Raw genomic sequence first — 22,165 nt, forward strand, 5'->3', positions numbered from 1 at the left:
TTCACGCCTCCCATGCCGGGAGGGTCGTTTATTGCGCGGACGGCTCAGCACCATCCGCAGGCAAATTCAGCTTCTGCGGCGGCGCAAAGTTTCAGCACCCACGGCCAGCACGATGACGACACCGATGATGACCTGCTGGAGAAAGGGAGAAACGTTGAGCAGGTTGAGGCCGTTGCGCAGCACGCCGATGATCAGCACGCCGATCAGCGTTCCGCCAATGCCGCCCGCACCGCCCGAAAGCGAGGTTCCACCGATGACGACGGCCGCAATCGTATCCAGCTCGTAACCGAAGCCGCTGGAGGGCTGTACCGAGTCGAGACGTGCGGCGAGAACGATACCGGCAAGACCGGCGAGAACCGCGCAGGCGACATAAACGCAGATCGTCACCAACGGCACGTTGATGCCGGCAAGACGCGCCACTTCCGGGTTGCCACCCACCGCATAAACGGTGCGGCCTTCCGAACGGAAACGCAGGAACGCCCAGGAAATCAGCACCACGACCAGCATCAAAAGCACGGTTGCGGTCAGCACGCCGAAATGGCGCTCAATCGCCAGCATCATGAACCAGTCAGGAAAACCGACGATCTGCTGGCCGTCGGTGATCATATTGGCAAGTCCGCGCGCCACCGACATCATTGCCAGCGTGGCAATAAAGGCAGGCACCCGGAAAGCGGTGACGAGAATACCGACCACAAGGCCGCAGGCGGCAGAGGCGACAAGCGCCAGCACGATGGCCATGCCCATCGGCATTCCCGCGACATTAGCCGTCCAGCCCATGATCATCATCGACAGCGCCAGAACCGAACCAACAGACAGATCGATGCCGCCGAGCAGGATCACGAAGGTCATGCCAACGGCCATGATGCCGAGAACGGTGATCTGGTCGAGAATGTTCAGACCGTTTCTGAGCGACAGGAAGTTCTCGCTGGCGAAAGTCAGAAACACGCAGAGCAGCAGCAGGCCCAAAAGAGGTCCGGTCGCACCACTCAGCCAGGCAAGCGGGCTCCTGGTGTGTGTGACCCCCTCATTGCGTTCAATCGCGGACATGGCTCCTCCCGGTGACTGTCTTGCATTTTTTAAACCGATTAGAATAATTATTCATCATCGGTGAAACATGCATAAGCCAGTTCTGAGAAGCTTGTCAATAGGCTTGGATGGCGAGGCAGGCCTTGCGCAAGATGGGAGAGCTGGAGACTTGCGCCTCCCCACCTCATTCCTGCGCTCGTCACAGGAATCCAGCCGACGCGCGCCTGCACGGCGGGAAGAGCCCTTTCAGCCCAAGGACTTGGGCTGACTGGATTCCTGTGACAAGCACAGGAATGAGGGCGGTGGAGATGCTCTTCACCATGAATGCGAATGTAGCGGCAGAAATAACCAGCACGAATTGAAACAAGAGAATCCGCAATTCCGGCTTGACAGAAACGCCATCTCTGCAATTATATAAATAGCTGTATAAATATTCACACGCATGTTTTGAAGAGGATTCCATGCAGTCCCAGGAGCTAGAGCGCATTGCGCGCCAGATTCGCCTTCGCGACGTACAGGCTGTTTTCGAAGCGGGTGCGGGCCATGTCGGCGGCGAAATGTCCGCTATCGACATCATGACGGCCCTTTATTTCCGCGTATTGCGCATCTGGCCAGATGATCCGAAGAACCCTGCGCGCGATCGTTTCGTGCTTTCGAAGGGCCACACGGCCTGCGCGCTTTATGTGACGCTCGCCAAGCGCGGCTTCATCCCGGAAGAGGAAATCTCGACCTTCCTGCAGCCGAATTCGCGCCTCAACGGCCACCCGAACTGTAACAAGGTGCCGGGTGTCGAAACAAATACCGGCCCGCTCGGCCATGGATTGCCCGTCGCTGTCGGCATGGCGAAGGCGGCCAAGCTTTCCGGCGCGGACTACCACACCTATGTGATGACCGGTGACGGCGAGATGCAGGAAGGCTCCAACTGGGAAGCCATCATGTCCGCCGCACAGTTCGGCCTGAACAATCTGACGCTGATCGTCGACCACAACCGCTTCCAGCAGGGTGCGGCGCTTTCGGAAACCAATGATGTCGCGCCGCTTCGCCCGAAGCTCGAGGCTTTCGGCTGGGAAGTCAGCGAAATCAACGGCAACGCCATGGCGGAAGTGGTTCCGGCGCTGGAGTATCGCGGCAATCGCCCGCATTGCATCGTCGCCCACACAAACAAGGGTCACGGCATTTCCTTCATGCAGGACCGCGTCGACTGGCACCATAAGGTTCCGAGCAGGGAACAATATGAAATCGCCGTCAAAGAACTTTCGGAGACATTGTGATGAACGCGCCCGTAACCGCCGCCAAACTGTATGACTGCCGCGACGCCTTCGCCGAAACGCTGGAGGCGCTGGCCGCCGGCAATGACAAGGTCGTCGCCGTCTGCAACGATTCGGTCGGCTCCTCGAAGCTCGGCGGCTTCAAGTCGAAATTCCCCGAGCGCCTCGTCAATGTCGGCATTGCCGAACAGAACATGGTCGGCGTCGGCGCCGGTCTTGCCAATGGCGGCCAGCTGCCCTTCGTCTGCGGCGCATCCTGCTTCCTCACCGGCCGCGCGCTGGAGCAGATCAAGGCCGACCTTGCTTACTCCAACGCCAATGTGAAGCTGATCGGCATTTCGTCGGGCATGGCCTATGGCGAACTCGGCCCGACGCACCACTCCATCGAGGACTTTGCCTGGACCCGCGTTCTGCCAAACCTGCCGGTCATCGCCCCCTGCGACCGCATCGAAACGGCCGCCGCCGTCAAATGGGCGGCGGACTATGCCGGCCCCTGCTTCCTGCGCCTGTCACGCGTCGGCGTGCCGGATCTGCTGCCGGAAGGCCATGTCTTCGAACTCGGCCGCGCCAATCTTTTGCGCGAGGGTTCCGATCTGACGCTGATCGCCAACGGCACGCTGACCCACCGCATCGTCAAGGCCGCCGATATTCTGGCAAGCCGCGGCATCAAGGCCCGCGTACTGAACATGGCGACCGTGCGCCCCATCGATGAGGCGGCCATCGTCGCCGCAGCGACCGAAACCGGCGCGATCCTGACGGCAGAGGAACATTCGATCTTCGGCGGCCTTGGGTCTGCCGTTGCCGAAGTTGTGGTCGATCAGGCCCCCGTGCCGATGAAGCGCCTCGGCGTTCCCGGCGTCTTTGCTCACACCGGTTCCGCCGAATGGTTGCTCGATGAATTCGGCATGGCGCCGGCGGCCATTGCGGATGCGGCCGAAGCGCTGATCAAGAGAAAATAAAGTCTCCTCCCAGAGTCGTCGCGTGTCTTCGGATGCGCGGCGAACCCTTTCTGCAATATCCTCGTTTAATCGCCGCACGGCGAAACGAAAAACTGCCGACGAAAGACTCACGTGATGCGCGCCATTCTGTCCATCGATCAGGGCACCACCAATTCCAAGGCCATTCTCGTCTCGGAAAGCGGAGAGCTGCTGGCGCGCGGCTCATCACCGGTCGGCATCGCCTATCCGCAGCCCGGCTGGGTGGAACAGGAGCCGCAGCGCATCTGGGCCTCGGTCCGCGAGGCAATCTCCGCTTGCCTTGCCGCCTCGCCTTCTGACGTTGATGTCGCGGCCATCGCCATCTCCAACCAGCGCGAATCCGTGACCATCTGGGATGGCGAAACCGGCGAGCCGCTCGGCCCGGTGCTCAGCTGGCAATGCCGCCGCACGGCGCAGGACTGCGCCGAACTGATCAAAAAGGGCCATTCCGAGCGCGTCATGGCGCTGACCGGCCTGCCGATCGACCCGATGTTTCCGGGCGCAAAAATGCGCTGGCTTCTGGAGCGCGCGCCGAAGGGCCGCAAGCTCCGCCTCGGCACCATCGATAGCTGGTTGATCCATTGCTTCACCGGCGGCAAGGTCCATGCCTGCGATGCTTCCAACGCCGCCCGCAGCCAGGTGCTCGATCTCAACCGGCAGGTCTGGAGCGATGAGCTTTGCGAGCTCTTCGGCATCGATATCAACACTCTGCCGGACCTGCGCGACAGCAGCGGCGATTTTGGCGTCACATCGGGCGTTCCCGGTATCAAGGACGGCACACCGATCCTCGCCGCCATCGGCGACAGCCACGCAGCCCTCTTCGGCCACGGCGCCTTCAATCCCGGTGACGGCAAGGTGACGTTCGGCACCGGCTCGTCAGTCATGACGACCCTGCCGCATTTCATCGCGCCCGAACGCGGCATCACGACCACCGTTGCATGGCGGCTCGGCGGCAAACCGACCTTCGCCTTTGAAGGCAATATTCTCGTTTCGGCAGCCTCCCTGCCCTGGATGACCGACATTCTCGGCCTGCCGGATGTCGCTGCCCTCGTAGAGCTTGCCGCCACGGCAGAACCCGAAGGTCCAGGTTTCGTACCGGCCTTCGTTGGCCTCGGCGCGCCCTATTGGGACACGCATGCCCGGGCCTTGTTCTCCCAGATAAATTTCAGCACCACCCGTGCCCAGATGGCCCGCGCCGTCACCGATTCCATCGCCTTTCAGGTCCATGACGTCTTTGCCGCCATGCGCGCGCAGTCGCCTTCCGGCTTCGGGCGACTATTCGTGGATGGTGGGCCGAGCCAGAACCGTTTCCTGATGCAATGCGTCGCCGATATGCTGGAACACCCAGTCACCCAACGCGACGCGCCGGAAGCCTCAGCACTGGGTGCAGCCTATCTCGCCGGCCTCGCCCTCGGTGTCTGGAGCGATCTCGATGCAATCGCGGCGTTGAACAGCAACGGCAACATCATCGCGCCGTCCGCGAGCGAAAACAGCCAGCGGCTCAGCGTCTGGCGCGACGCGATTGCCCGCTCGACCTTGCCTGTAACCTCGGGTAATGGTGAATAAAAATTCACCCTGGAGGGCTTATGGGCAGGCTAAACGAACTTCGAATGATTTCCCGCGTGGCGCAGATGTATTTCAGCGAGCACAAGCGTCAGGCGGAAATTGCGCAGCATCTCAATCTCTCGCAGGCAACCGTCTCGCGCATGTTGAAGCGCGCCGAGGCGGAAGGCATCGTCCGCACCAGCATAATTCCACCGCCCGGCACCTATAGCGATCTGGAAGCGCAGCTGCGCGAACGTTTCGACCTGCCGGAAGCCATCGTCGTCGATTGCAGCGAGGATCGCGATGGCGCGATCATGGCCCGCATTGGCGAGGCAGCGGCGCATTTCCTCGAGGTGACGCTGTCGCAGAACGAGATCATCGGTGTTTCCAGCTGGAGCCAGACGATCTTCAAGATGGTGGAAAACATCCATCCGCTTAAAGGTGCCAAGGCGCGTTATATCGTCCAGACGCTGGGCGGCATGGGCGATCCTTCCGTGCAAACGCATGCGACCCAGATCACCACCCGGCTGGCCCGGTTGACGGAAGCCGAACCGAAACTGCTGCCGGTGCCGGGCGTCGCCACCTCGCGCGAAGCCAAGCTTTTGATGCTCGCCGATCCCTTCGTGCGCGAAACCATCGATCTCTTCGGGTCCATCACGCTCGCCATTGTCGGCGTCGGTGCCGTCGAACCATCGGAGCTTCTTGCCCGGTCCGGCAACATCTTTTCCGCCAAGGAACTGGCCGATCTAGCCCAGGCGGGTGCGGTGGGCGACATCTCGCTGCGCTTCTTCGACAAGGACGGCAAGCCGGTGAAGACGCCGCTCGACGACCGGGTCATCGGCCTGCCGCTGGAAAACCTCTCTAATGTCGATCGCGTCATTGCACTCGCAGGCGGCTCGAAAAAGACCGAGGCAATTGCAGGCGCGCTCAGAACCGGTGTGATCGACGTGCTCGTCACCGATAAATTCACCGCCGAACGACTGGTCGGCAAAGAAACATAGCCAAAATCCCATAAAGGAGGAGACATGAGGCGCTTTGAAGGTCAATCCGTATTCGTGACCGGAGGCAACAAGGGCATCGGTTACGGCATAGCCCGCCGTTTTGCCGAGGAAGGCGCTAAAGTCGCCATCGCCTCTGTCGACAAGGACACCCATGACGCCGCCAGAAAACTGGCGGACGAAACCGGCACCATTACCCATGGCATCATCCTCGATGTGCGCGATGCGGCAGCGGTGCGCGACGCCTATGGCGCAGCCGAAGAGGCGATCGGCCCGCTTTCCATCTCCGTCCAGAATGCCGGCGTCATCACCATTTCAAAGATTGAAGAGCTGACGCAGGAACAGTGGGATTTCAATCTCGACGTCAACACCAAGGGCGCGTTCCTGTGCTGCCAGGAGGCGATCCGCCGCTTCCGCGCCAGCGGCACCAAGGGCCGCCTCGTCAACACCGCTTCCGGCCAGGCGCGTCAGGGCTTCATCTACACCCCGCATTACGCCGCCTCGAAGTTCGGCGTTATCGGCCTGACCCAAAGCCTTGCCAAGGAACTCGCTCCGGAAGGCATCACCGTCAACGCCATTTGCCCCGGCATCATCCATACCGAAATGTGGGATTATAACGACCGCGTCTGGGGCCAGATGCTCGGCGATTACAAGCCCGGCGAACTGATGGCCGAATGGGTGCGCAACATCCCCATGCGCCGCGCGGGAACGCCCGCCGAAGTGGCCGCACTGGTGGCGTTTCTGGCTTCCGACGATGCGGCATACATCACCGGCCAGACGATCAATGTCGATGGTGGGTTGATCATGTCTTGAGGGGCCTTGCGACCTCTCTCTTCCGTCATCCTCGGGCTTGACCCGAGGATCCATCCCCGCGCAACCATGGATCCTCGGGTCAAGCCCGAGGATGACGGCACTGTAGAGAAGTCTTCAGTGACAGGCAGTAATCCGCAATGTCAGTTGCGCAGCCGGTAACCCGTCTTGAACATCCAGCCGACAACACCGAGGCACAGCGCCAGAAACAGCGTGATCATCGCAAGGCTGATGACGGGATTGACGTCGGCGATCTCGTAAAAACTCCAGCGGAAACCGCTGATGAGATAAAGCACCGGGTTGAAGTGGCTGACCGTCTGCCAGAAGGGTGGCAGCATGTCGATGGAATAGAAGCTGCCGCCGAGGAACGTCAGCGGCGGCACCACCAGCATGGGGATGAGGTTCAGCTGCTCGAAATTCGTCGCCCAGATGCCGATGATGAAGCCGAACAGGCTGAAACTGATAGCCGTCAGCACGAAAAACAGCACCATCATGAACGGATGGGCAATGTGGATATCCACGAAGAAGGTGGCCGTGATCAGAATAATCGTGCCGATCATCAGCCCCTTGGTCGCCGCCGCCCCGACATAACCGGCGACAATTTCCGTCATCGATACGGGTGCGGACAATATCTCATAGACCGTGCCGGTGAATTTCGGGAAATAGATGCCGAAGGAGCCGTTGCTGATGCACTGGGTCAGAAGCGTCAGCATGATCAGGCCGGGCGTTATGAAAGCGCCGTAGGAAACGCCGCCAACTTCCTGAATCCGCGAACCGATCGCGGTTCCGAACACGATGAAATAAAGCGATGTTGAGATGACCGGCGAAATCACGCTCTGCAACAGTGTGCGCCGCGTGCGCGCCATTTCGAACAGATAGATGGACTTGATGGCTTCGAAATTCATTTCTGGCCTCCCACCAGCGAAACGAAGATATCCTCAAGCGAACTCTGCCGCGTGGAAATATCCTTGAAATGGATGTTGGCGGCGGAAAGAGCGCCCAGAAGATCGGCGATGCGGCCCTGCTCGCCGTTGTCCTCGATTTCATAGGTGAGCGTACAACGATCATCCGAAAGCGTCAGGCCGAAGGGCGCGAGACTGTCGGGCAAGGTTTCCACCGGCTGCGCGAGTTCAAGGAAAAGCTGCTTGCGTCCGAGTTTCTTCATCAGCGCCGTCTTTTCTTCCACCAGCAACAGCTCGCCGCCATTGATGACGCCAACACGGTCGGCGATCTCTTCCGCCTCCTCGATGTAATGCGTGGTCAAAATGATGGTGACGCCCTTGGTGCGCAGCTCGGAAACGACATTCCACATGTCGCGGCGCAGGGTCACGTCGACGCCGGCGGTCGGCTCGTCGAGGAACAGTACCTTCGGCTCGTGTGCAAGCGCCTTGGCGATCAGCACGCGCCGTTTCATGCCGCCGGATAGCTCCCGCAGCATGTTGTCTTTCTTGTCCCACAAGGACAGGGACCTCAGAACGCTTTCGATCAGTTGCGGGTTCTTCTTTTGCCCGTGCAGGCCACGCGAGAAGCTTACCGTGTTCCATACGGTCTCGAACATATCCGTCGTCAGCTCCTGCGGCACGAGGCCGATCAGGGCGCGGGTCTGGCGAAAATCCTTCACCACATCATGCCCGCCGACAAAAACGGAACCTTCGCCCGGATTGACGAGACCACAAACGATGGAGATCAACGTCGTCTTGCCGGCACCGTTCGGACCCAAAAGAGCGAGAATTTCTCCCTCTCTGATATCAAGGCTGACGCCTTTGAGCGCCTGAAAGCCATTTGCGTAGGATTTGGTCAGATTCCGTATCGAAACAATGGCATTCATCGCGAATCTTTCGAAAAACCGAGTAAGATGCACGCCATATAGGCCGTGGAACGCGCAAATGCCAGCCCGGAGGCCTGAACACTGCGTTCGGCAATCGAGGAAAATCAGCCGTAAACGCTGTAGAAAAACTGCGCCGCGACGAAGACCAGAAACACCCCGAAAGCTCGCTCCAGCTGCTTTTTGCTGAGCGCATGCGCCAGCCGCGCACCATAGGGCGCAACCACGAGAGTAATGGGGATCAGGAGCACCACGGCGATCCAGTTGATGAAGCCGGTTGAAAACGGCGGCAGGCCCGCATCCCCCCAACCGGCCCAGATGTAACCCAGCAGCCCCGGCAGCGAAATCAGCACACCAACGCCGGAGGACGTGGCAACCGCCTGGTGAATGGATCGCCCGTAAAGCGTCATGAAGGTATTGTTCATCACCCCGCCGCCCACACCCATCAGGCCGGAAAAAAGCCCGATACCGGTTCCCACCAGAAAACGGCCCGGATTTTTCGGCAGGTCGGAGCCGAGTTGCCAGCTCGCCCGGTTGAAAACCATCCGGAAGGCGAGCGCCAGCGCGATGAAGGCGAAGATCAGGCGGAGCGCGACGCTGGAGGCATAGGCGGCCACGACGGATGCGAGGATGGTGCCAAGCGGCACGGCGACGATCCAGCCCTTCAGGAGATCGATATCGACGGCGCCTTTCTGGCGATGGGTCAGAAACGAGCGGATGGAGGTCGGCACGATGATGGCAAGCGACGTACCAAGCGAAAGATGCATGCGCACCGCCTCCGGCACATCCAGAAGCCCGAAGACGTGGTAAAAGACCGGCACCAGAACCGCGCCACCGCCGATGCCGAACAGCCCTGCGAGAAGGCCGGCGACAACACCCGCCGCCGCAAGTGCGGCGGCAAACACCATTATCTCTGAAACAGGGGGCATCAAAACAGGCTCCCGGGCGCCGTTGTCACAAACATGTGACCCTCATAGCGTATCAGAAAGACGCGGCAAGCCATGTTCGCCGCAGGTCAGTACGGCGCGATGTCTTTTGCCGCGCATCCGCACCGGATCGACCACTCTATGGGATCGCTTCCCATTTTATGCCCTTGCAAAGACGCCGATATCCCCCCGATAAGGCAGTCTTTTTCACCGGCCTTCGGGCCGGTTTTTTTTGCGCATGTGACAGGGGCGTATGTGTTGGGAGATGGATGCCAACGCCCTCCCTCCGTCATTCCGGCTCATCCTCGGGCTTCGGGGACGGGAATGACGGAAAATACACGGCGTCACAACAAACGCCGATCTGCCCAGCGAATATCGTCCCGCACCACCAGGCAGGTCTTACCGAGCGTCCTGGATGTTAGCTTTCAGGGGGGTGTCCATTGGCAACGGACTGGAGGTGCGTGGGGCTTACCCCCCTCTGCCCTGCCGGGCATCTCCCCCTCAAGGGGGGAGATCGGCAAGCGGCGCTACCACCGCTTCATTCGCCGGCGCTGAGATGGGCGAGACCTTGCCGCAGATCGATCTCCCCCCTTGAGGGGGAGATGCCCGGCAGGGCAGAGGGGGTAAGCCCCACGCACCTCCAGTCCGTTGCCAATGGACAACCTCCTGAAAACTCACACCTAGAGCATCGAAACGAAAACTGTATTGTGGTTTTTACAAAATCCGATGCTCAAACAAAAACTGAGAGCGGCGGGACCGATTTCGATTTATCTCTCGCCGCTCTAATCGCAATGCCTGTAACCCGACTTGCGGGTGCGCAGATCGAAGTGAAAATGGTTCCAGTGGTTGGGATCGCTGCCTGGCCCGAGAACGGTCGAGAAATATTTGCAGCTGTCGGACCTCACCGCCTTCAGCAGAGCCTTTTCACGGAAGGCGAAGAAGTTTTTGCTGCGAACGTCGATTTCCTTGCCGTTCTTGAGCGTGATCGTACCGATATCGATGGCGTTGCCGCGCGCATGTTCCGACCACGGGTTGCTGGAGCGCGAATTCATCTTGCGGCAGGAGTAACCACCCATCGGCGTGATGCGGCCGACGCCCGAGAGATAACGGAAGCGCGAGGATGGCACGAGTTCGAACTTCACCCATTTGGCGAAGGCGAGCGTGACCTGGCAATTGAGCTTCACCGCCGGGCGGATGGCAACGCCGCTGGCAAGTCCGCTGAGTTCGATCGGATAATCGATGCCGCAGGTCGGACCGTCGGCGATACGCGCAACATCGCGGAAAGCGACGCCGAGCCGACGCAGCTCGGAGCGACAGGCAACCTCGGAGGAAGGCATGACGCCGGGCGGCATGGTCGACCGGTTGCTTTGCCCGCCGCGCGCCATCGGATCGTTCGGCATCAACATGGCAACCTCCTCCACCGGTTGGCGGCGAGAAGACGAGCCAAGGGGTGGCGGCGGTATCAACCGTGATTGACCGGCGCTCTGCTGCCGGCGAGGAGGAGAGACGGCCACCGGATTGTCGGTGCCGATACCATCCACCACCGGCTGTTGCGAGACGCCCTCGGCAATATCGGCATCCTGCTCTTCCGCAAGCCCGCGAACCGGTTCCACGCCTAGCATGGAATCCATGTTCACCCCACCCTCGCCTTCGGCAATCTGGCTGTCAGCCATCGGCTGCGAGGACATGGCCTGGTTTTGCATCGTCTGAGTTGGCATCGCCTGAGTTGGCATGGGCTGCGTCGTGGCGCTGTGACCGCTCGCGGCCATACGCGCCTGATGCTGGGTATCGAGTGTGGAATAACCCTGTCCACCCTGCGGCGATTGCAGAAGGGGATCCTGCGAAGCGTAAGGCTCCGGCATCGGCTGCGACACGGCTGCGGGATAATCGGTGGCCTGCCCGGCCCGCTCGGCCTGATAGACCGCGCCCGGCGGCGCGCTGTAACCCTGCTGCCGCGACGACCTTATGGCGCTGACACGCGTGGTGCCATCCACCTCCGCCGGCGGCACGAGGCCTTCCGCCGAACACGACACCATGACCGTGGAAATCATCAGCAACGTCACAAGACGACGCGGAAGGGAAACATACGCCATACGAGAACCTGTACCTTCAGCGGCCGCAAACGCGGCAATACAGGTCAAATTTTAAAGAAATGAGGTAAACGAAACCTTATTGGTTGCGGGAAATAACGAACCGGCCAGTTTTGGGGTGTTCGAAAACCCAGCGCAAACAAATTGCTTCCGTCATTCCGGCCTTGAGCCGGAATCCAGCCGACGCGCGTCAGCGCGGCGAGAAGAGTCTTTTCAGCCCAAAGACTTGGGCTGGCTGGATACCGGCTCAAGGCCGGCATGACGGGAGGAGAAAACTTGGTGAAACAGTAGCCGCTGAAATGCGCAAAGTGCTGTGCCAAAACGTCAGAAAGACATCTAGAATTAAGCCGCAACAAAAAGGGCGCAGCCAAAGCCGCGCCCTCCGATTAATCCCAAGCGGATCAACTCACGCCGCCCGAGAAACCTCGCGCCCTGCCCCCTGTCCAAGTTCGAAACGGGAAAGCAGCGAGCGCAGCTGCTGGCTTTCCTCGGCGAGCGTCTGGCTGGCCGCCGTCGTCTCCTCCACCATGGCGGCATTCTGCTGCGTCATCTGGTCCATGTGGTTGACGGAGGTATTGATCTCCTGCAGGCCGGTCGCCTGCTCCCGCGCCGCCGTGGCGATGGAATTCACATGGCCTTCGACGCGGTTGACCAGCGCCACGATCTCCTCCAGCGCATCGCCCGTGGAACGCACGAGCGCGACACCGCCGCCGACCTCTTCCGCCGAACGGTTGATAAGGGTCTTGATCTCCTTGGCCGCATTGGCGGAGCGTTGCGCAAGTTCGCGCACCTCCTGCGCCACCACGGCAAAACCACGTCCAGCCTCGCCCGCCCGTGCGGCCTCAACCCCGGCATTCAGCGCCAGAAGGTTGGTCTGGAAGGCGATTTCGTCGATGACCGAGATGATCTGCCCGATGCGTTTCGAGGAATCCTCGATACGGCCCATGGCATCGACGGCGTTGCGAACGATCTCGCCTGAGCGGCCGGCGCTGGTTTTCGTGTCCTGTACCATCTGCCGCGCCTCATTCGCGCGCTCGGAGGCGGTGCGCACGGTGGCGGTGATCTCATCAAGAGCCGCTGCCGTCTCCTCCAGCGCCGCCGCCTGCTGTTCGGTCCGGCGCGAAAGATTACCCGTCGCGCCGCTGATGTCAGAGGCGCTGTCATTGACGACATGGCCGGTTCTGGCAATGGCTTCAATGGCGCCGTGCAAAGCGCTGACGGCACGGTTGAAATCCATGCGCAGTTTTTCGTAATCCGCGCCGATATCGGCAAGCTCGACGGTCAGATCGCCATTCGCAAGCGCTTCCAGCGAATTGCCGAGCTGGCTCATGGCAAAGGCCTGACGTTCGGATGCGGAGCGCAGAACCGTCTCATTGCCTCGCCGCGCCTCTTCCAGTGCCCGCTGCTGGTCAGCCTCCCGGGCCTGCAGGGCGCTGCGCTCATTGACGCTGTCACGCAAGACCAAAAGCGTTTTCGCAATCGCACCGATTTCGTTGCGGCGGTCAGCGAACTGGATTTCGGCCGTGCCGTCACCGTCGGCGATCCGCTTCATGCTTTGGCGGATAAGGTCGATCGGTCGCGTCACGCTGCGTACGACGGCTGCCGCGACGCCGATGACCAGAAGACCGGAGAGAACGCACAGACCGATGTTGAAATAGGCATCGCTCCAGAACACCGCCTCAAGATCGTCCACATAAACACCAGTGCCGACAATCCATCCCCAGGGCGCGAAACCGGCGACATGGGAGAACTTCTCCACCGGATCCGGCGCGCCGGGCTTCGGCCAATAATAATCAACAAAGCCCTGACCTCCCGCCTTCACCGTGTTCACGAATTCGACGAACAGCGCCTTGCCGTTCGGATCCTTGTTGGCGGTAAGATCGGTGCCGTTCATTTCAGGCTTGATCGGATGCATCACCATTTTGGGATGCATGTCGTTGATCCAGAAATAACCGCTGCCATTGCCATAACGCATCGCCGCAATTGTCGTTTTGGCCTGCTGCTGCGCGGCTTCCCGTGTCAGGCTGCCGCTCTGCTCCAGACGATAATATTGCTCGAGAATGGCAACGGCGGTTTCGTTCATCGCCGCAAGCCCGGCTTTGCGCTCGCGCTCCATCTCATGGAAGGTTTCAAAAAGGCTGAATGTCAGCGCCGCAGTCAATATTGCCAGAAACAATGCGACAAGCGCATAAAGACGCATAGATATCGTAACGTTTTTCATATTCCCCCCAACGCCGACGATGGCATTCCCATCAGCCGATGTTAAAGTTGAAAAATTTATTATCATTAAATACGCATCTTATACGTTAGTATTATTCCCGACCGTCTCATCGAACCCCGCCAATACTCTTCGCAGCCACTCAAAAGCGGCTGGCTGTCCGAAATTCGACAAGCGTGCCCATGGCTTTAAAGGGCTCGTTAACTCTGGCGTCCTATCCTCCTTTGCCAAATATACGGTATGGGAAGCACGCGATGGCACGGCCGAATTTCCGCTTTACGCACTACGACCTGAAGGAATTGCGGGCTGGGACGACCATTGAAATATCCCTGTCGGCCGTCAACAATGTGCGGCTGATGACAGGCGCGAATTTTCAGCGTTTCACCGAACTGCTCGACTTCAAATATCTCGGCGGCGTCGCGAAAAAATCACCGATCCGCATCGCCATTCCGGAAACGATGCACTGGCACCTGGTGATCGACGCCGAGGGGCATAGTGGCCTGGCGGAGTCCTCGGTAAAGATGCTGCCGGCGCAGCCGCAGGTCGCGCCGCAGCGCAAAGCGTCCTGATTTCTTTAAAGCATTTCCGCTTTTCTCCGAAATGCGAAACGCTCTAGCATTTTTACGCATTTTACGGGCGTAAAAGCGCCACGCATTTTGACGGAAATTCGGTAATAAACAAATAGATAGCGCGGATTTACGACTCTTTTTGCCAAGCACATGATTCTGTTTGTGAAGAACGCCGCCTACCCCGCGCCACGCTCACGGCGCAGCTTCGCCCACCAGGCGAGACGTTTGCGAATTTCCCGCTCGAAACCCCTGTCGGGCGGATCGTAAAAGGTCGTGCGACCCATTTTTTCCGGGAAATAATCCTGTCCCGAAAAAGCGTCCGGCTCGTCATGGTCATAACGGTAGCCGTCGCCGTAACCCTCGCCCTTCATCAGCTTGGTCGGCGCATTGAGAATGTGTTTCGGCGGCACCAGCGAGCCGTTTTCCTTGGCCGCCCGCATTGCCGATTTGAAGGCGGTGTAAACGGCGTTGGATTTCGGTGCGGTGGCGAGATAGACGCAGGCCTGCGCCAGCGCCAGCTCGCCCTCCGGTGAACCGAGATAATCATAGGCATCCTTGGCGGCATTACAGACCGCCAGCGCCTGCGGATCGGCAAGGCCGATATCTTCCACCGCCATGCGCACCAGCCGACGCCCGAGATAAAGCGGGTCCTCGCCGGCATCGAACATGCGGGCGAGATAATAAAGCGCCGCATCCGGGTCCGAGCCGCGAACCGACTTATGCAGCGCCGAAATGAGGTTGTAGTGACCGTCCTGGCTCTTGTCGTAAACCGGGGCGCGTCGCTGCACGATGCGTGTCAGCCCTTCGGTATCGAAAGTCTCATCCTTGCGCGCCGCCCGCCAGACCTCTTCGGCAAGCGTCAGCACGGCACGACCGTCGCCATCCGCCATGCGGATCAGGCTCGCCCGCGCCTCCTCCGTCAATGGCAGGGGTTTGCTCTCCGCCTCCTCGGCCCGCTTCAGAAGTTCACTGAGACTATCCTCATCATGCGAACCAAATGTCAGCACCCGCGCCCGCGACAAAAGAGCGGCATTGAGTTCGAAGGACGGGTTTTCGGTGGTGGCACCCACCAGAATGATGGTGCCATCCTCCATGACCGGCAGAAAGCTATCCTGCTGGGCGCGATTGAAACGGTGTATCTCGTCAACGAACAACAGCGTCTGCCGGCCGTTCATCCGGCGGGTGCGCGCCGCCTCGAATACCTTCTTGAGATCAGCGACACCGGAAAAGATCGCCGAAATCTGCTCGAAAGCCAGCCCCGCCTCGCCGGAGAGCAGGCGGGCAACCGTGGTCTTGCCGGTTCCGGGCGGCCCCCAGAAGATCATCGACCCCAGGGAGCCGCTGTCGATCATGCGGCGCAGAACGCCCTCCTCACCCGTCAGATGCGGCTGCCCGCTCACCTCGGCCAGTGTCTTTGGACGCAGGCGATCGGCAAGAGGCCGCCGATTGGCGACCTCGACAGGCACTTGCGGGGCGAAGAGGTCGTCACTCATCGCAGGAACTGCCGGATGCGCTGCCCGTCGCGCAGGATCTCCACCCGCCAGAAACCGGGATTGTCATCCAGCGCCTTCTCGACCGCAGCCGTCGAGCCGATATCCGCGCCGTTCAGCGACAGGATGACGTCCTTCGGCTGGAAACCGACGCGATAGGCTGGCGAACCGCGCTTCACGTCGGTAATGACCACGCCTGTCACCTGCGAAGACATGCGCAACTCATCGGCAAGCTTCGGCGAAAGATTGGCGACGGTGGCGCCGGCAAAGGGGTTGCGGCCCTCGATCAGGCGCTCATCAGGCGGCGCGGTTTCCGGCGCCGTGTCGAGTGCGATGGTCAGCTTCTTTTCTTTACCCTTGTCCATCACGGTAAGCTCGGCGGATTTACCGATGCCCGCCGTCGTCAGGCGATAACCAAGAGCGTCGGGATGCTCGACCTCGAAACCATCAACGGCAGTGATGACCTGTCCCGGCTCGATACCCGCCTTCTCCGCCGGGCCATCCTTGACGACACTGACGACGAGCGCACCACGGGCGCGATGCAGGCCGAGCGCCTCCGCGACATCAGACGTAACGGGATCGAAAGTCGCACCAATATAGGGACGCTGAAAGTTTGCATCCCCACGCTCAGCCGCAGCGACGAATACGCGGACGAGGTTGGCCGGAATGGCAAAGCCGATGCCGTTAGACCCGCCGCCCTTGGAGAAGATCGCGGTATTGATGCCGATCAGCTCACCCGCCATGTTCATCAGCGCACCGCCGGAATTGCCGGGGTTGATGGAAGCATCTGTCTGGATGAAGAAGCCGAAATCGCCCTGCGTCACCTGGTTGCGCGCCAGACCCGAAACGATGCCGCTCGTCACCGTCTGGCCCACCCCGAAGGGGTTGCCGATGGCCAGCACCAGATCACCGACCTCGATGGCATCCGAATTGCCGAGCGACAGCACCGGAAACTGCTCCTTGGCATCGATCTGCAGAATGGCAAGATCGATGCGGTCGTCCTTCATCAGCACCTTGGAGGAAAACTCGCGTCCATCGGCCAGCGCCACCTTGATGTCGTCGGCACCATCGATGACGTGGTTGTTGGTCACGACAAGACCGCCGGCGGTAACGATCACGCCCGATCCGAGCGACGACTGCTTTTCCGTGCGGTTCGGCATCTGCTGGCCGAAGAACTGTTCGAAGAACGGGTCGCCGGCAAAAGGCGACAGACGTCGCTGCACGACGCGCTCGGCATAGACGTTCACCACAGCACCCGCGGTGCGCTTGACCAGCGGCGCGAAGGAAAGCTGCATTTCCGTGTGGCTTGCCGGCACGGTCTTGTTGTCTTGCGCCTGAGCGCCCGCAGGCAGGAGAATGAGCGCGGCGAGAAAGCCGGTGGACAGATACTTCAACACGCTTCGCATGTGATTCCTCATCGTCATCAGTATGATGGAGTTATAACGCCAAAGCCTGTAAAGCAAAGAGCGGCAAGATGATGGCCAGCCTTTTCCCTGTGCAGGCCGGTTCCGGCAATTGGAACCACCGACGCCCCTTTTTGGTTTCATCCGCATCGATTGTCCTTGAAAGAAACGATCCATGCATCTGAAAAAGACTTTTTTCGCCTGCTTCCTCCTTTGCGCCTCCACTCTCGGCTCGCCGGTTTCGGCAGCCAGCTTCGATTGCACCAAGACCGATCTGGCGGCGGATGAAAAGGCGATCTGCGACAACCGCGCCCTGAACGACCAGGACGTGAAGATGGCCACCACCTTCGACATCCTTACCCAGCTGATGGCCATGGGCGCCCGCGACACGCTGCGCGACGAGCAGAGCCAATGGCTGAAGAAACGCCAGGAATGCGCGGCGGACGTCGCCTGCCTGACGGGCGCTTATGACGAGCGGATGAAGAAGCTCGGCGACGCTTTCCAGAGCATCAACAGACCTCTTTGAGCAATGCAGCGACAATTACGCTGCACGGATAATGTTCTCCACGAGACCGTGCAGCTGATCGCGATAACCGGTTCTGGCCGAAGGCGCATCCTCACGCGAGGTCATGACCACGGACAGGCGCTTGGCGGGAACGATGTAGAGCATCTGCCCGCCATAACCCCAGGCGTAATAGACCGTTTCCCCCGCCATCTCCTTGATGAACCAGCAATAGCCATAACCATCGCCATTGAAGACGGAAGTGGTGCGCTGTTGCCAGGATTGGTCGATCCACCCCTGCGATATCAGCCGCTCACCATCAGGCGTCACCCCGCCCCGTCGGTAAAGCTCGCCAAAAGCCAGCAGCGAGCGCGCCGTCATCGCCATCTGGTTACCGCCGAGATAGATGCCCTGCGGATCACGCTCCCAGCCGCCAATGGCAAATCCATTGAGCGGCCGGAACCAATCCCGCGCCAGAGAGAGCGTCGAGCGGCCGGAGGCCTTGGTCAATATAGCCGAAAGCAGATGCGTGGAACCGGTGGAATAAAGCATGCCACCGTCAGGTTCTCCGGCAAAACCGGACCCCAGCGCCATGCGCACCCAGTTGCGGCTGGCAACCCAGCGCCCATAATTCGGGCCGGACATGCGCTCCAGACCGGATTGCATCGAAAGCAGGTTGCCGATGGTGACCCTCTCCAGCCGTGGATCGGGGTTTTGCGGAAAATCACTGCGCAGGATGGTCGCAATCGGCTGATCGGCACCCGACAGTATCTTCCGGTCAATCGCCATGCCGACCAGCGCCGAAATGACCGATTTCGATGCCGACTTGATGTTGGTGGAGCCGTTAAGGCTCGCGCCATGATAGGCGCGGCTGGCGACCTCCGCCCCGTCGATACTGACGATGACGGCCTTGAGACTCGAAAGCGCATCCGCGTCCCTCAGCAATGGATCAAAACGGGCGGTATTGCCGGAGCTTTGCGCGCGGGCACGCGGGGCGAAAGGCAGCGAGGCAATGAGAGCGAGTGCGGTTCGTCTTTTCATGCTGATGAAGTTAGGCATCGCTACGCTACGGAAAAGAGCCGATGGACGAACATCACTCCAATGTGACTAAGACGAAGGCTGGCACCCGGTTGGATAGTTTCGAATTTTATTATGAAAACAGCACGTTGCGTAGACTTGGAGAATCATCCTCTGAGGCAGTTGAATCAGTTTGCGAACCTCGACGTGGCATTCGCCGGAAGGGCATTAAAAAACCGCCCCGGAAGGCGGCAAACTTGAGGATAGCAATCTTGCCTCACATGCCACGTCATCCTCGGGCTTGTCCCGAGGATCCATCCACGTCGCACAAAATCGAAGGGTTGCAGATGCTCGGGACAAGCCCGAGCATGACGGCCGAGAGATATTCGCGTATCAAAACCCTACAGGCTTACTCCGGCAAAATCCGCACCGCGCCCTTGTCCGCGCTCGACGCAAAGGCCGCATAGGCCTTCAACGCCGTCGTGACATTGCGCTTGCGCGGTGCCGCCGGTTTCCAGCCCAGCTCTTCCTGCTCGGCGCGGCGCGCTGCCAGTTCGGCATCCGTGACCTTGAGGTTGATGGTGCGGTTCGGAATATCGATCTCGATCAGGTCTCCCTGGCGAACGAGGCCGATGGCGCCGCCCTGCGCCGCTTCCGGCGAGGCGTGGCCGATGGAGAGGCCTGACGTGCCGCCGGAAAAACGACCATCGGTGATCAGCGCGCAGGCTTTGCCAAGACCCTTGGATTTCAGGTAGCTGGTCGGATAAAGCATTTCCTGCATGCCCGGTCCGCCCTTCGGCCCTTCGTAACGGATGACGACGACGTCGCCCGCCTTGACCTCATTGCCCAGAATGCCCTTCACCGCCGCGTCCTGGCTTTCGTAAACGACTGCCGAACCGTTGAATTTCAGGATGGATTCATCAACACCCGCCGTCTTCACGATGCAGCCGTCAAGCGCGATATTGCCGTAAAGCACGGCGAGACCACCATCCTTGGAGAATGGCTTTTCGACCGAGCGGATGACGCCGTTGTCGCTGTCGGTATCCAGATCGTCCCAGCGCGAGGACTGGCTGAAGGCAACCTGTGTCGGCACGCCGCCGGGGGCCGCCTTGAAGAATTCACGAACCGTCTCGCTGTTGGTGCGGGTAATATCCCAACGATCGATGGCATCGCCAAGCGTCGCCTCGTGTACGGTATAGGTATCGCGGTTGATGAGACCGCCACGCTCCAGCTCGCCGAGAATGCGCATGATGCCGCCGGCGCGGTGAACGTCTTCCATGTGCACGTCCTGCTTGGCAGGCGCAACCTTGGAAAGGCACGGAACCTTGCGGGAAAGACGGTCGATGTCCTCCATGCCGAAATCGACACCGCCCTCATGCGCGGCAGCCAGAATATGCAGAACCGTGTTCGTGGAGCCGCCCATGGCGATATCCAGCGACATGGCGTTTTCGAATGCCGCCTTGTTGGCAATGGTGCGCGGCAGAACGGTTGCATCGTCCTGCTCGTAATAACGGCGGGCCAGATCGACGATCAGATGGCCGGCCTCGACGAAAAGGCGCTTGCGATCCGAGTGGGTGGCAAGCGTCGAACCGTTGCCGGGCAGCGACAGACCCAGCGCCTCGGTCAGACAGTTCATCGAATTGGCGGTAAACATACCGGAACAGGAACCGCAGGTCGGGCAAGCGGAACGTTCGATGATCTTAACGTCCTCATCGGAAATCTTGTCGTCGGCAGCAGCCACCATGGCGTCGACCAGATCGAGCGCGACCGTCTTGCCATGCAGAACGACCTTGCCCGCTTCCATCGGGCCGCCGGACACGAAAACGGCGGGAATGTTGAGGCGCATCGCCGCATTCAGCATGCCGGGCGTGATCTTGTCGCAGTTGGAAATGCACACCATCGCATCGGCGCAATGGGCATTGACCATATATTCCACCGAATCCGCGATGATCTCGCGCGACGGCAGCGAATACAGCATGCCGTCATGGCCCATGGCGATGCCGTCATCCACCGCGATGGTGTTGAATTCCTTGGCAACACCGCCCGCCGCCTCGATTTCGCGGGCGACAAGCTGGCCGAGATCTTTCAGATGCACATGGCCCGGCACGAACTGCGTGAAAGAGTTGACCACGGCGATGATCGGCTTGCCGAAATCGCTGTCCTTCATGCCGGTGGCGCGCCAAAGGCCGCGCGCGCCCGCCATGTTGCGGCCGTGGGTTGTCGTTCTGGAGCGATAGGCTGGCATGGTGTTTTCCTCGATCTCTTGGACAGAAGAGCCGTCTTCCGCAGTGCGGTCAAAACGGCCCCTGCCCTATTTTGCGGTTTTTCTAGCGCAAACCGCAAGCCCTGTCACTGTCACCTTCGGGCAAAACAGTACGGTTCGGTACGGTACGCTTCATCTACAGCCGCCATTCTGGCACTGGCTCATCACAAATGCGCGATTTTCACTGTGCGGCCGTTGTTTTTCCGCACCGCGCTGAAACATATCTGTGCAGTGGTCGTATTGGCTATCATAATCGATTTATCGCCGATGCACCCGGCTTTTGTGGAGGTTGAAATGCCCGCCTATCGCCCGCCCCTCATCTCGGCTAGTGAAATCACGCCGAAGAATATTTACCTGTCCCGACGCGGCTTTCTCGGCACGGCGGCTGGACTTGCGGCAATTGGGCTTACGGGTCGCGAAGCGATCGCCGCACCTCTTTCCGCAAAACCCGGTGCCTACAAGCTGGATGAAAAGCTCACCCCGCTCGACGCCGTCACCAGCTACAATAATTTCTACGAATTCGGCGTCGGAAAATCCGACCCGAAGGAAAATTCCGGCAAGTTCAAGCCTACCCCATGGACGGTAAAGGTAGACGGCCTCGTCTCCAAACCGCAGGAATTCGGCATTGAAGAGCTGATGAAATATCCGCTGGAGGAGCGCACCTATCGCATGCGCTGCGTCGAAGGCTGGTCGATGGTCATTCCTTGGATCGGCTTCCCGCTCGCCGCCCTGCTCGACAAGGTGGAGCCGCTTGGCAGCGCGAAATATGTCGCTTTCGAAACCGTGGTGCGGCCGGACGAAATGCCGGGACAACGTGGTCTGTTCCAGCCTCTTTCCTGGCCCTATGTCGAGGGGCTTCGCCTCGATGAAGCACGCCATCCGCTGACCATTCTCGCTGTCGGCCTTTACGGCGAAACGCTGCCGAACCAGAACGGCGCGCCGATCCGCCTCGTTGTCCCGTGGAAATACGGTTTCAAGGGTATCAAATCCATCGTGCGCATTTCGCTCGTTGAGAAACAGCCGGAAACGACGTGGAAGAACTCCAATGCCCGCGAATATGGCTTTTATTCCAATGTGAACCCGAAGGTTGACCACCCACGATGGAGCCAGGCGACGGAACAACGGATCGGCGAAGGCGGCTTTTTCGGCACCCAGAACCGCCCTACCCTGATGTTCAACGGTTATGACGAGGTAGCAAGCCTTTATACCGGAATGGACCTGAAAGCGAATTATTGACC

Annotated in this window: 19 protein-coding genes; 8 read left to right on the plus strand and 11 right to left on the minus strand. The window is 60.0% G+C overall.

Annotated features, from left to right (window positions below; all coding sequences use genetic code 11):
• Positions 1 to 66: 66 nt before the first annotated feature.
• A complete protein-coding gene (locus CFBP6623_RS08460; RefSeq protein WP_046798195.1) occupies positions 67 to 1,047 on the minus strand; it encodes an ABC transporter permease in 981 nt (326 codons plus the stop codon).
• A 440-nt stretch (positions 1,048 to 1,487) separates the two neighbouring features.
• Here CFBP6623_RS08460 and CFBP6623_RS08465 point away from each other — a divergent pair, with 440 nt between their 5' ends.
• The 5 genes from CFBP6623_RS08465 (at position 1,488) to CFBP6623_RS08485 (ending at position 6,627) form a co-directional block, all read left to right on the plus strand.
• Positions 1,488 to 2,297, plus strand: coding sequence for a transketolase (locus tag CFBP6623_RS08465; protein ID WP_046798193.1), 810 nt, complete (start codon positions 1,488 to 1,490; stop codon positions 2,295 to 2,297).
• Positions 2,297 to 3,253, plus strand: coding sequence for a transketolase family protein (locus tag CFBP6623_RS08470; protein ID WP_046798192.1), 957 nt, complete (start codon positions 2,297 to 2,299; stop codon positions 3,251 to 3,253). The genes CFBP6623_RS08465 and CFBP6623_RS08470 overlap by 1 nt, the downstream gene beginning before the upstream one ends.
• 114 nt (positions 3,254 to 3,367) lie before the next feature.
• Complete coding sequence (locus CFBP6623_RS08475) at positions 3,368 to 4,837, plus strand: FGGY family carbohydrate kinase (protein WP_046798191.1); 1,470 nt, start codon at positions 3,368 to 3,370, stop codon at positions 4,835 to 4,837.
• A gap of 20 nt (positions 4,838 to 4,857) precedes the next feature.
• Positions 4,858 to 5,817, plus strand: a complete 960-nt coding sequence (locus tag CFBP6623_RS08480) for a sugar-binding transcriptional regulator (protein ID WP_046798190.1) — start codon at positions 4,858 to 4,860, stop codon at positions 5,815 to 5,817.
• Between the two features lie 24 nt (positions 5,818 to 5,841).
• Positions 5,842 to 6,627: an SDR family oxidoreductase gene (locus tag CFBP6623_RS08485; RefSeq protein ID WP_046798189.1), complete on the plus strand. Its 786-nt coding sequence runs from the start codon at positions 5,842 to 5,844 to the stop codon at positions 6,625 to 6,627.
• A 140-nt stretch (positions 6,628 to 6,767) separates the two neighbouring features.
• On the opposite strand, the gene CFBP6623_RS08490 is transcribed toward CFBP6623_RS08485, so the two are convergent.
• The 6 genes from CFBP6623_RS08490 to CFBP6623_RS08515 form a co-directional block, all read right to left on the minus strand.
• A complete protein-coding gene (locus CFBP6623_RS08490; RefSeq protein WP_046798188.1) occupies positions 6,768 to 7,529 on the minus strand; it encodes an ABC transporter permease in 762 nt (253 codons plus the stop codon).
• Entirely contained in the window at positions 7,526 to 8,452 is a 927-nt protein-coding gene (locus CFBP6623_RS08495) for an ABC transporter ATP-binding protein (protein WP_046798187.1), read from the minus strand. Before CFBP6623_RS08495 ends, CFBP6623_RS08490 begins: the two co-directional genes overlap by 4 nt.
• 104 nt (positions 8,453 to 8,556) lie before the next feature.
• Positions 8,557 to 9,378, minus strand: a complete 822-nt coding sequence (locus CFBP6623_RS08500; protein ID WP_046798186.1) for a sulfite exporter TauE/SafE family protein — start codon at positions 9,376 to 9,378, stop codon at positions 8,557 to 8,559.
• Between the two features lie 779 nt (positions 9,379 to 10,157).
• Positions 10,158 to 11,468: an extensin family protein gene (locus tag CFBP6623_RS08510; protein WP_046798185.1), complete on the minus strand. Its 1,311-nt coding sequence runs from the start codon at positions 11,466 to 11,468 to the stop codon at positions 10,158 to 10,160.
• Positions 11,469 to 11,512: 44 nt separating this feature from the next.
• Positions 11,513 to 11,836, minus strand: coding sequence for a hypothetical protein (locus tag CFBP6623_RS26760; protein WP_162249007.1), 324 nt, complete (start codon positions 11,834 to 11,836; stop codon positions 11,513 to 11,515).
• 35 nt (positions 11,837 to 11,871) lie between these two features.
• A complete protein-coding gene (locus tag CFBP6623_RS08515; RefSeq protein WP_046798184.1) occupies positions 11,872 to 13,686 on the minus strand; it encodes a methyl-accepting chemotaxis protein in 1,815 nt (604 codons plus the stop codon).
• Between the two features lie 251 nt (positions 13,687 to 13,937).
• On the opposite strand from CFBP6623_RS08515, the gene CFBP6623_RS08520 reads away from it, so the two are divergent.
• A complete protein-coding gene (locus CFBP6623_RS08520; protein ID WP_046798183.1) occupies positions 13,938 to 14,252 on the plus strand; it encodes a DUF1883 domain-containing protein in 315 nt (104 codons plus the stop codon).
• Positions 14,253 to 14,428: 176 nt separating this feature from the next.
• On the opposite strand, the gene CFBP6623_RS08525 is transcribed toward CFBP6623_RS08520, so the two are convergent.
• Together CFBP6623_RS08525 and CFBP6623_RS08530 are read right to left on the minus strand one after the other, a co-directional pair.
• Positions 14,429 to 15,745, minus strand: coding sequence for a replication-associated recombination protein A (locus CFBP6623_RS08525; protein ID WP_046798182.1), 1,317 nt, complete (start codon positions 15,743 to 15,745; stop codon positions 14,429 to 14,431).
• A complete protein-coding gene (locus tag CFBP6623_RS08530; RefSeq protein ID WP_046798181.1) occupies positions 15,742 to 17,148 on the minus strand; it encodes a DegQ family serine endoprotease in 1,407 nt (468 codons plus the stop codon). Before CFBP6623_RS08530 ends, CFBP6623_RS08525 begins: the two co-directional genes overlap by 4 nt.
• Before the next feature lie 172 nt (positions 17,149 to 17,320).
• Between CFBP6623_RS08530 and CFBP6623_RS08535 the strand changes: the two genes are divergently transcribed.
• Entirely contained in the window at positions 17,321 to 17,671 is a 351-nt protein-coding gene (locus CFBP6623_RS08535; protein WP_046798180.1) for a lysozyme inhibitor LprI family protein, read from the plus strand.
• 15 nt (positions 17,672 to 17,686) lie between these two features.
• Here CFBP6623_RS08535 and CFBP6623_RS08540 read toward each other — a convergent pair whose 3' ends face one another.
• Both CFBP6623_RS08540 and ilvD read right to left on the minus strand, forming a co-directional pair.
• Positions 17,687 to 18,688, minus strand: coding sequence for a serine hydrolase domain-containing protein (locus tag CFBP6623_RS08540; RefSeq protein WP_062653923.1), 1,002 nt, complete (start codon positions 18,686 to 18,688; stop codon positions 17,687 to 17,689).
• A 385-nt stretch (positions 18,689 to 19,073) separates the two neighbouring features.
• Positions 19,074 to 20,909 (minus strand): dihydroxy-acid dehydratase, encoded by a 1,836-nt coding sequence (gene ilvD / locus CFBP6623_RS08545; protein WP_046798179.1) that lies wholly within the window; start codon positions 20,907 to 20,909, stop codon positions 19,074 to 19,076.
• Positions 20,910 to 21,221: 312 nt separating this feature from the next.
• Between ilvD and msrP the strand changes: the two genes are divergently transcribed.
• Positions 21,222 to 22,163 (plus strand): protein-methionine-sulfoxide reductase catalytic subunit MsrP, encoded by a 942-nt coding sequence (gene msrP, locus CFBP6623_RS08550; RefSeq protein ID WP_046798178.1) that lies wholly within the window; start codon positions 21,222 to 21,224, stop codon positions 22,161 to 22,163.
• Positions 22,164 to 22,165 lie beyond the last annotated feature (2 nt).

The sequence above is a fragment of the Agrobacterium tumefaciens genome, assembly GCF_005221385.1.
Classification (GTDB): domain Bacteria; phylum Pseudomonadota; class Alphaproteobacteria; order Rhizobiales; family Rhizobiaceae; genus Agrobacterium; species Agrobacterium tomkonis.

What these genes read in the sequence shown, in the direction of transcription:
- CFBP6623_RS08530 (WP_046798181.1), bottom strand. Translation starts at nt 17,148, where the DNA reads ATGCGAAGCGTGTTGAAGTATCTGTCCACCGGCTTTCTCGCCGCGCTC.
- CFBP6623_RS08500 (WP_046798186.1), bottom strand. Translation starts at nt 9,378, where the DNA reads ATGCCCCCTGTTTCAGAGATAATGGTGTTTGCCGCCGCACTTGCGGCG.
- CFBP6623_RS08485 (WP_046798189.1), top strand. Translation starts at nt 5,842, where the DNA reads ATGAGGCGCTTTGAAGGTCAATCCGTATTCGTGACCGGAGGCAACAAG.
- CFBP6623_RS08465 (WP_046798193.1), top strand. Translation starts at nt 1,488, where the DNA reads ATGCAGTCCCAGGAGCTAGAGCGCATTGCGCGCCAGATTCGCCTTCGC.
- msrP (WP_046798178.1), top strand. Translation starts at nt 21,222, where the DNA reads ATGCCCGCCTATCGCCCGCCCCTCATCTCGGCTAGTGAAATCACGCCG.
- CFBP6623_RS08540 (WP_062653923.1), bottom strand. Translation starts at nt 18,688, where the DNA reads ATGAAAAGACGAACCGCACTCGCTCTCATTGCCTCGCTGCCTTTCGCC.
- CFBP6623_RS08535 (WP_046798180.1), top strand. Translation starts at nt 17,321, where the DNA reads ATGCATCTGAAAAAGACTTTTTTCGCCTGCTTCCTCCTTTGCGCCTCC.
- CFBP6623_RS08525 (WP_046798182.1), bottom strand. Translation starts at nt 15,745, where the DNA reads ATGAGTGACGACCTCTTCGCCCCGCAAGTGCCTGTCGAGGTCGCCAAT.
- CFBP6623_RS08475 (WP_046798191.1), top strand. Translation starts at nt 3,368, where the DNA reads ATGCGCGCCATTCTGTCCATCGATCAGGGCACCACCAATTCCAAGGCC.
- ilvD (WP_046798179.1), bottom strand. Translation starts at nt 20,909, where the DNA reads ATGCCAGCCTATCGCTCCAGAACGACAACCCACGGCCGCAACATGGCG.
- CFBP6623_RS08480 (WP_046798190.1), top strand. Translation starts at nt 4,858, where the DNA reads ATGGGCAGGCTAAACGAACTTCGAATGATTTCCCGCGTGGCGCAGATG.
- CFBP6623_RS08495 (WP_046798187.1), bottom strand. Translation starts at nt 8,452, where the DNA reads ATGAATGCCATTGTTTCGATACGGAATCTGACCAAATCCTACGCAAAT.
- CFBP6623_RS08490 (WP_046798188.1), bottom strand. Translation starts at nt 7,529, where the DNA reads ATGAATTTCGAAGCCATCAAGTCCATCTATCTGTTCGAAATGGCGCGC.
- CFBP6623_RS08520 (WP_046798183.1), top strand. Translation starts at nt 13,938, where the DNA reads ATGGCACGGCCGAATTTCCGCTTTACGCACTACGACCTGAAGGAATTG.
- CFBP6623_RS08510 (WP_046798185.1), bottom strand. Translation starts at nt 11,468, where the DNA reads ATGGCGTATGTTTCCCTTCCGCGTCGTCTTGTGACGTTGCTGATGATT.
- CFBP6623_RS08460 (WP_046798195.1), bottom strand. Translation starts at nt 1,047, where the DNA reads ATGTCCGCGATTGAACGCAATGAGGGGGTCACACACACCAGGAGCCCG.
- CFBP6623_RS08515 (WP_046798184.1), bottom strand. Translation starts at nt 13,686, where the DNA reads ATGAAAAACGTTACGATATCTATGCGTCTTTATGCGCTTGTCGCATTG.
- CFBP6623_RS08470 (WP_046798192.1), top strand. Translation starts at nt 2,297, where the DNA reads ATGAACGCGCCCGTAACCGCCGCCAAACTGTATGACTGCCGCGACGCC.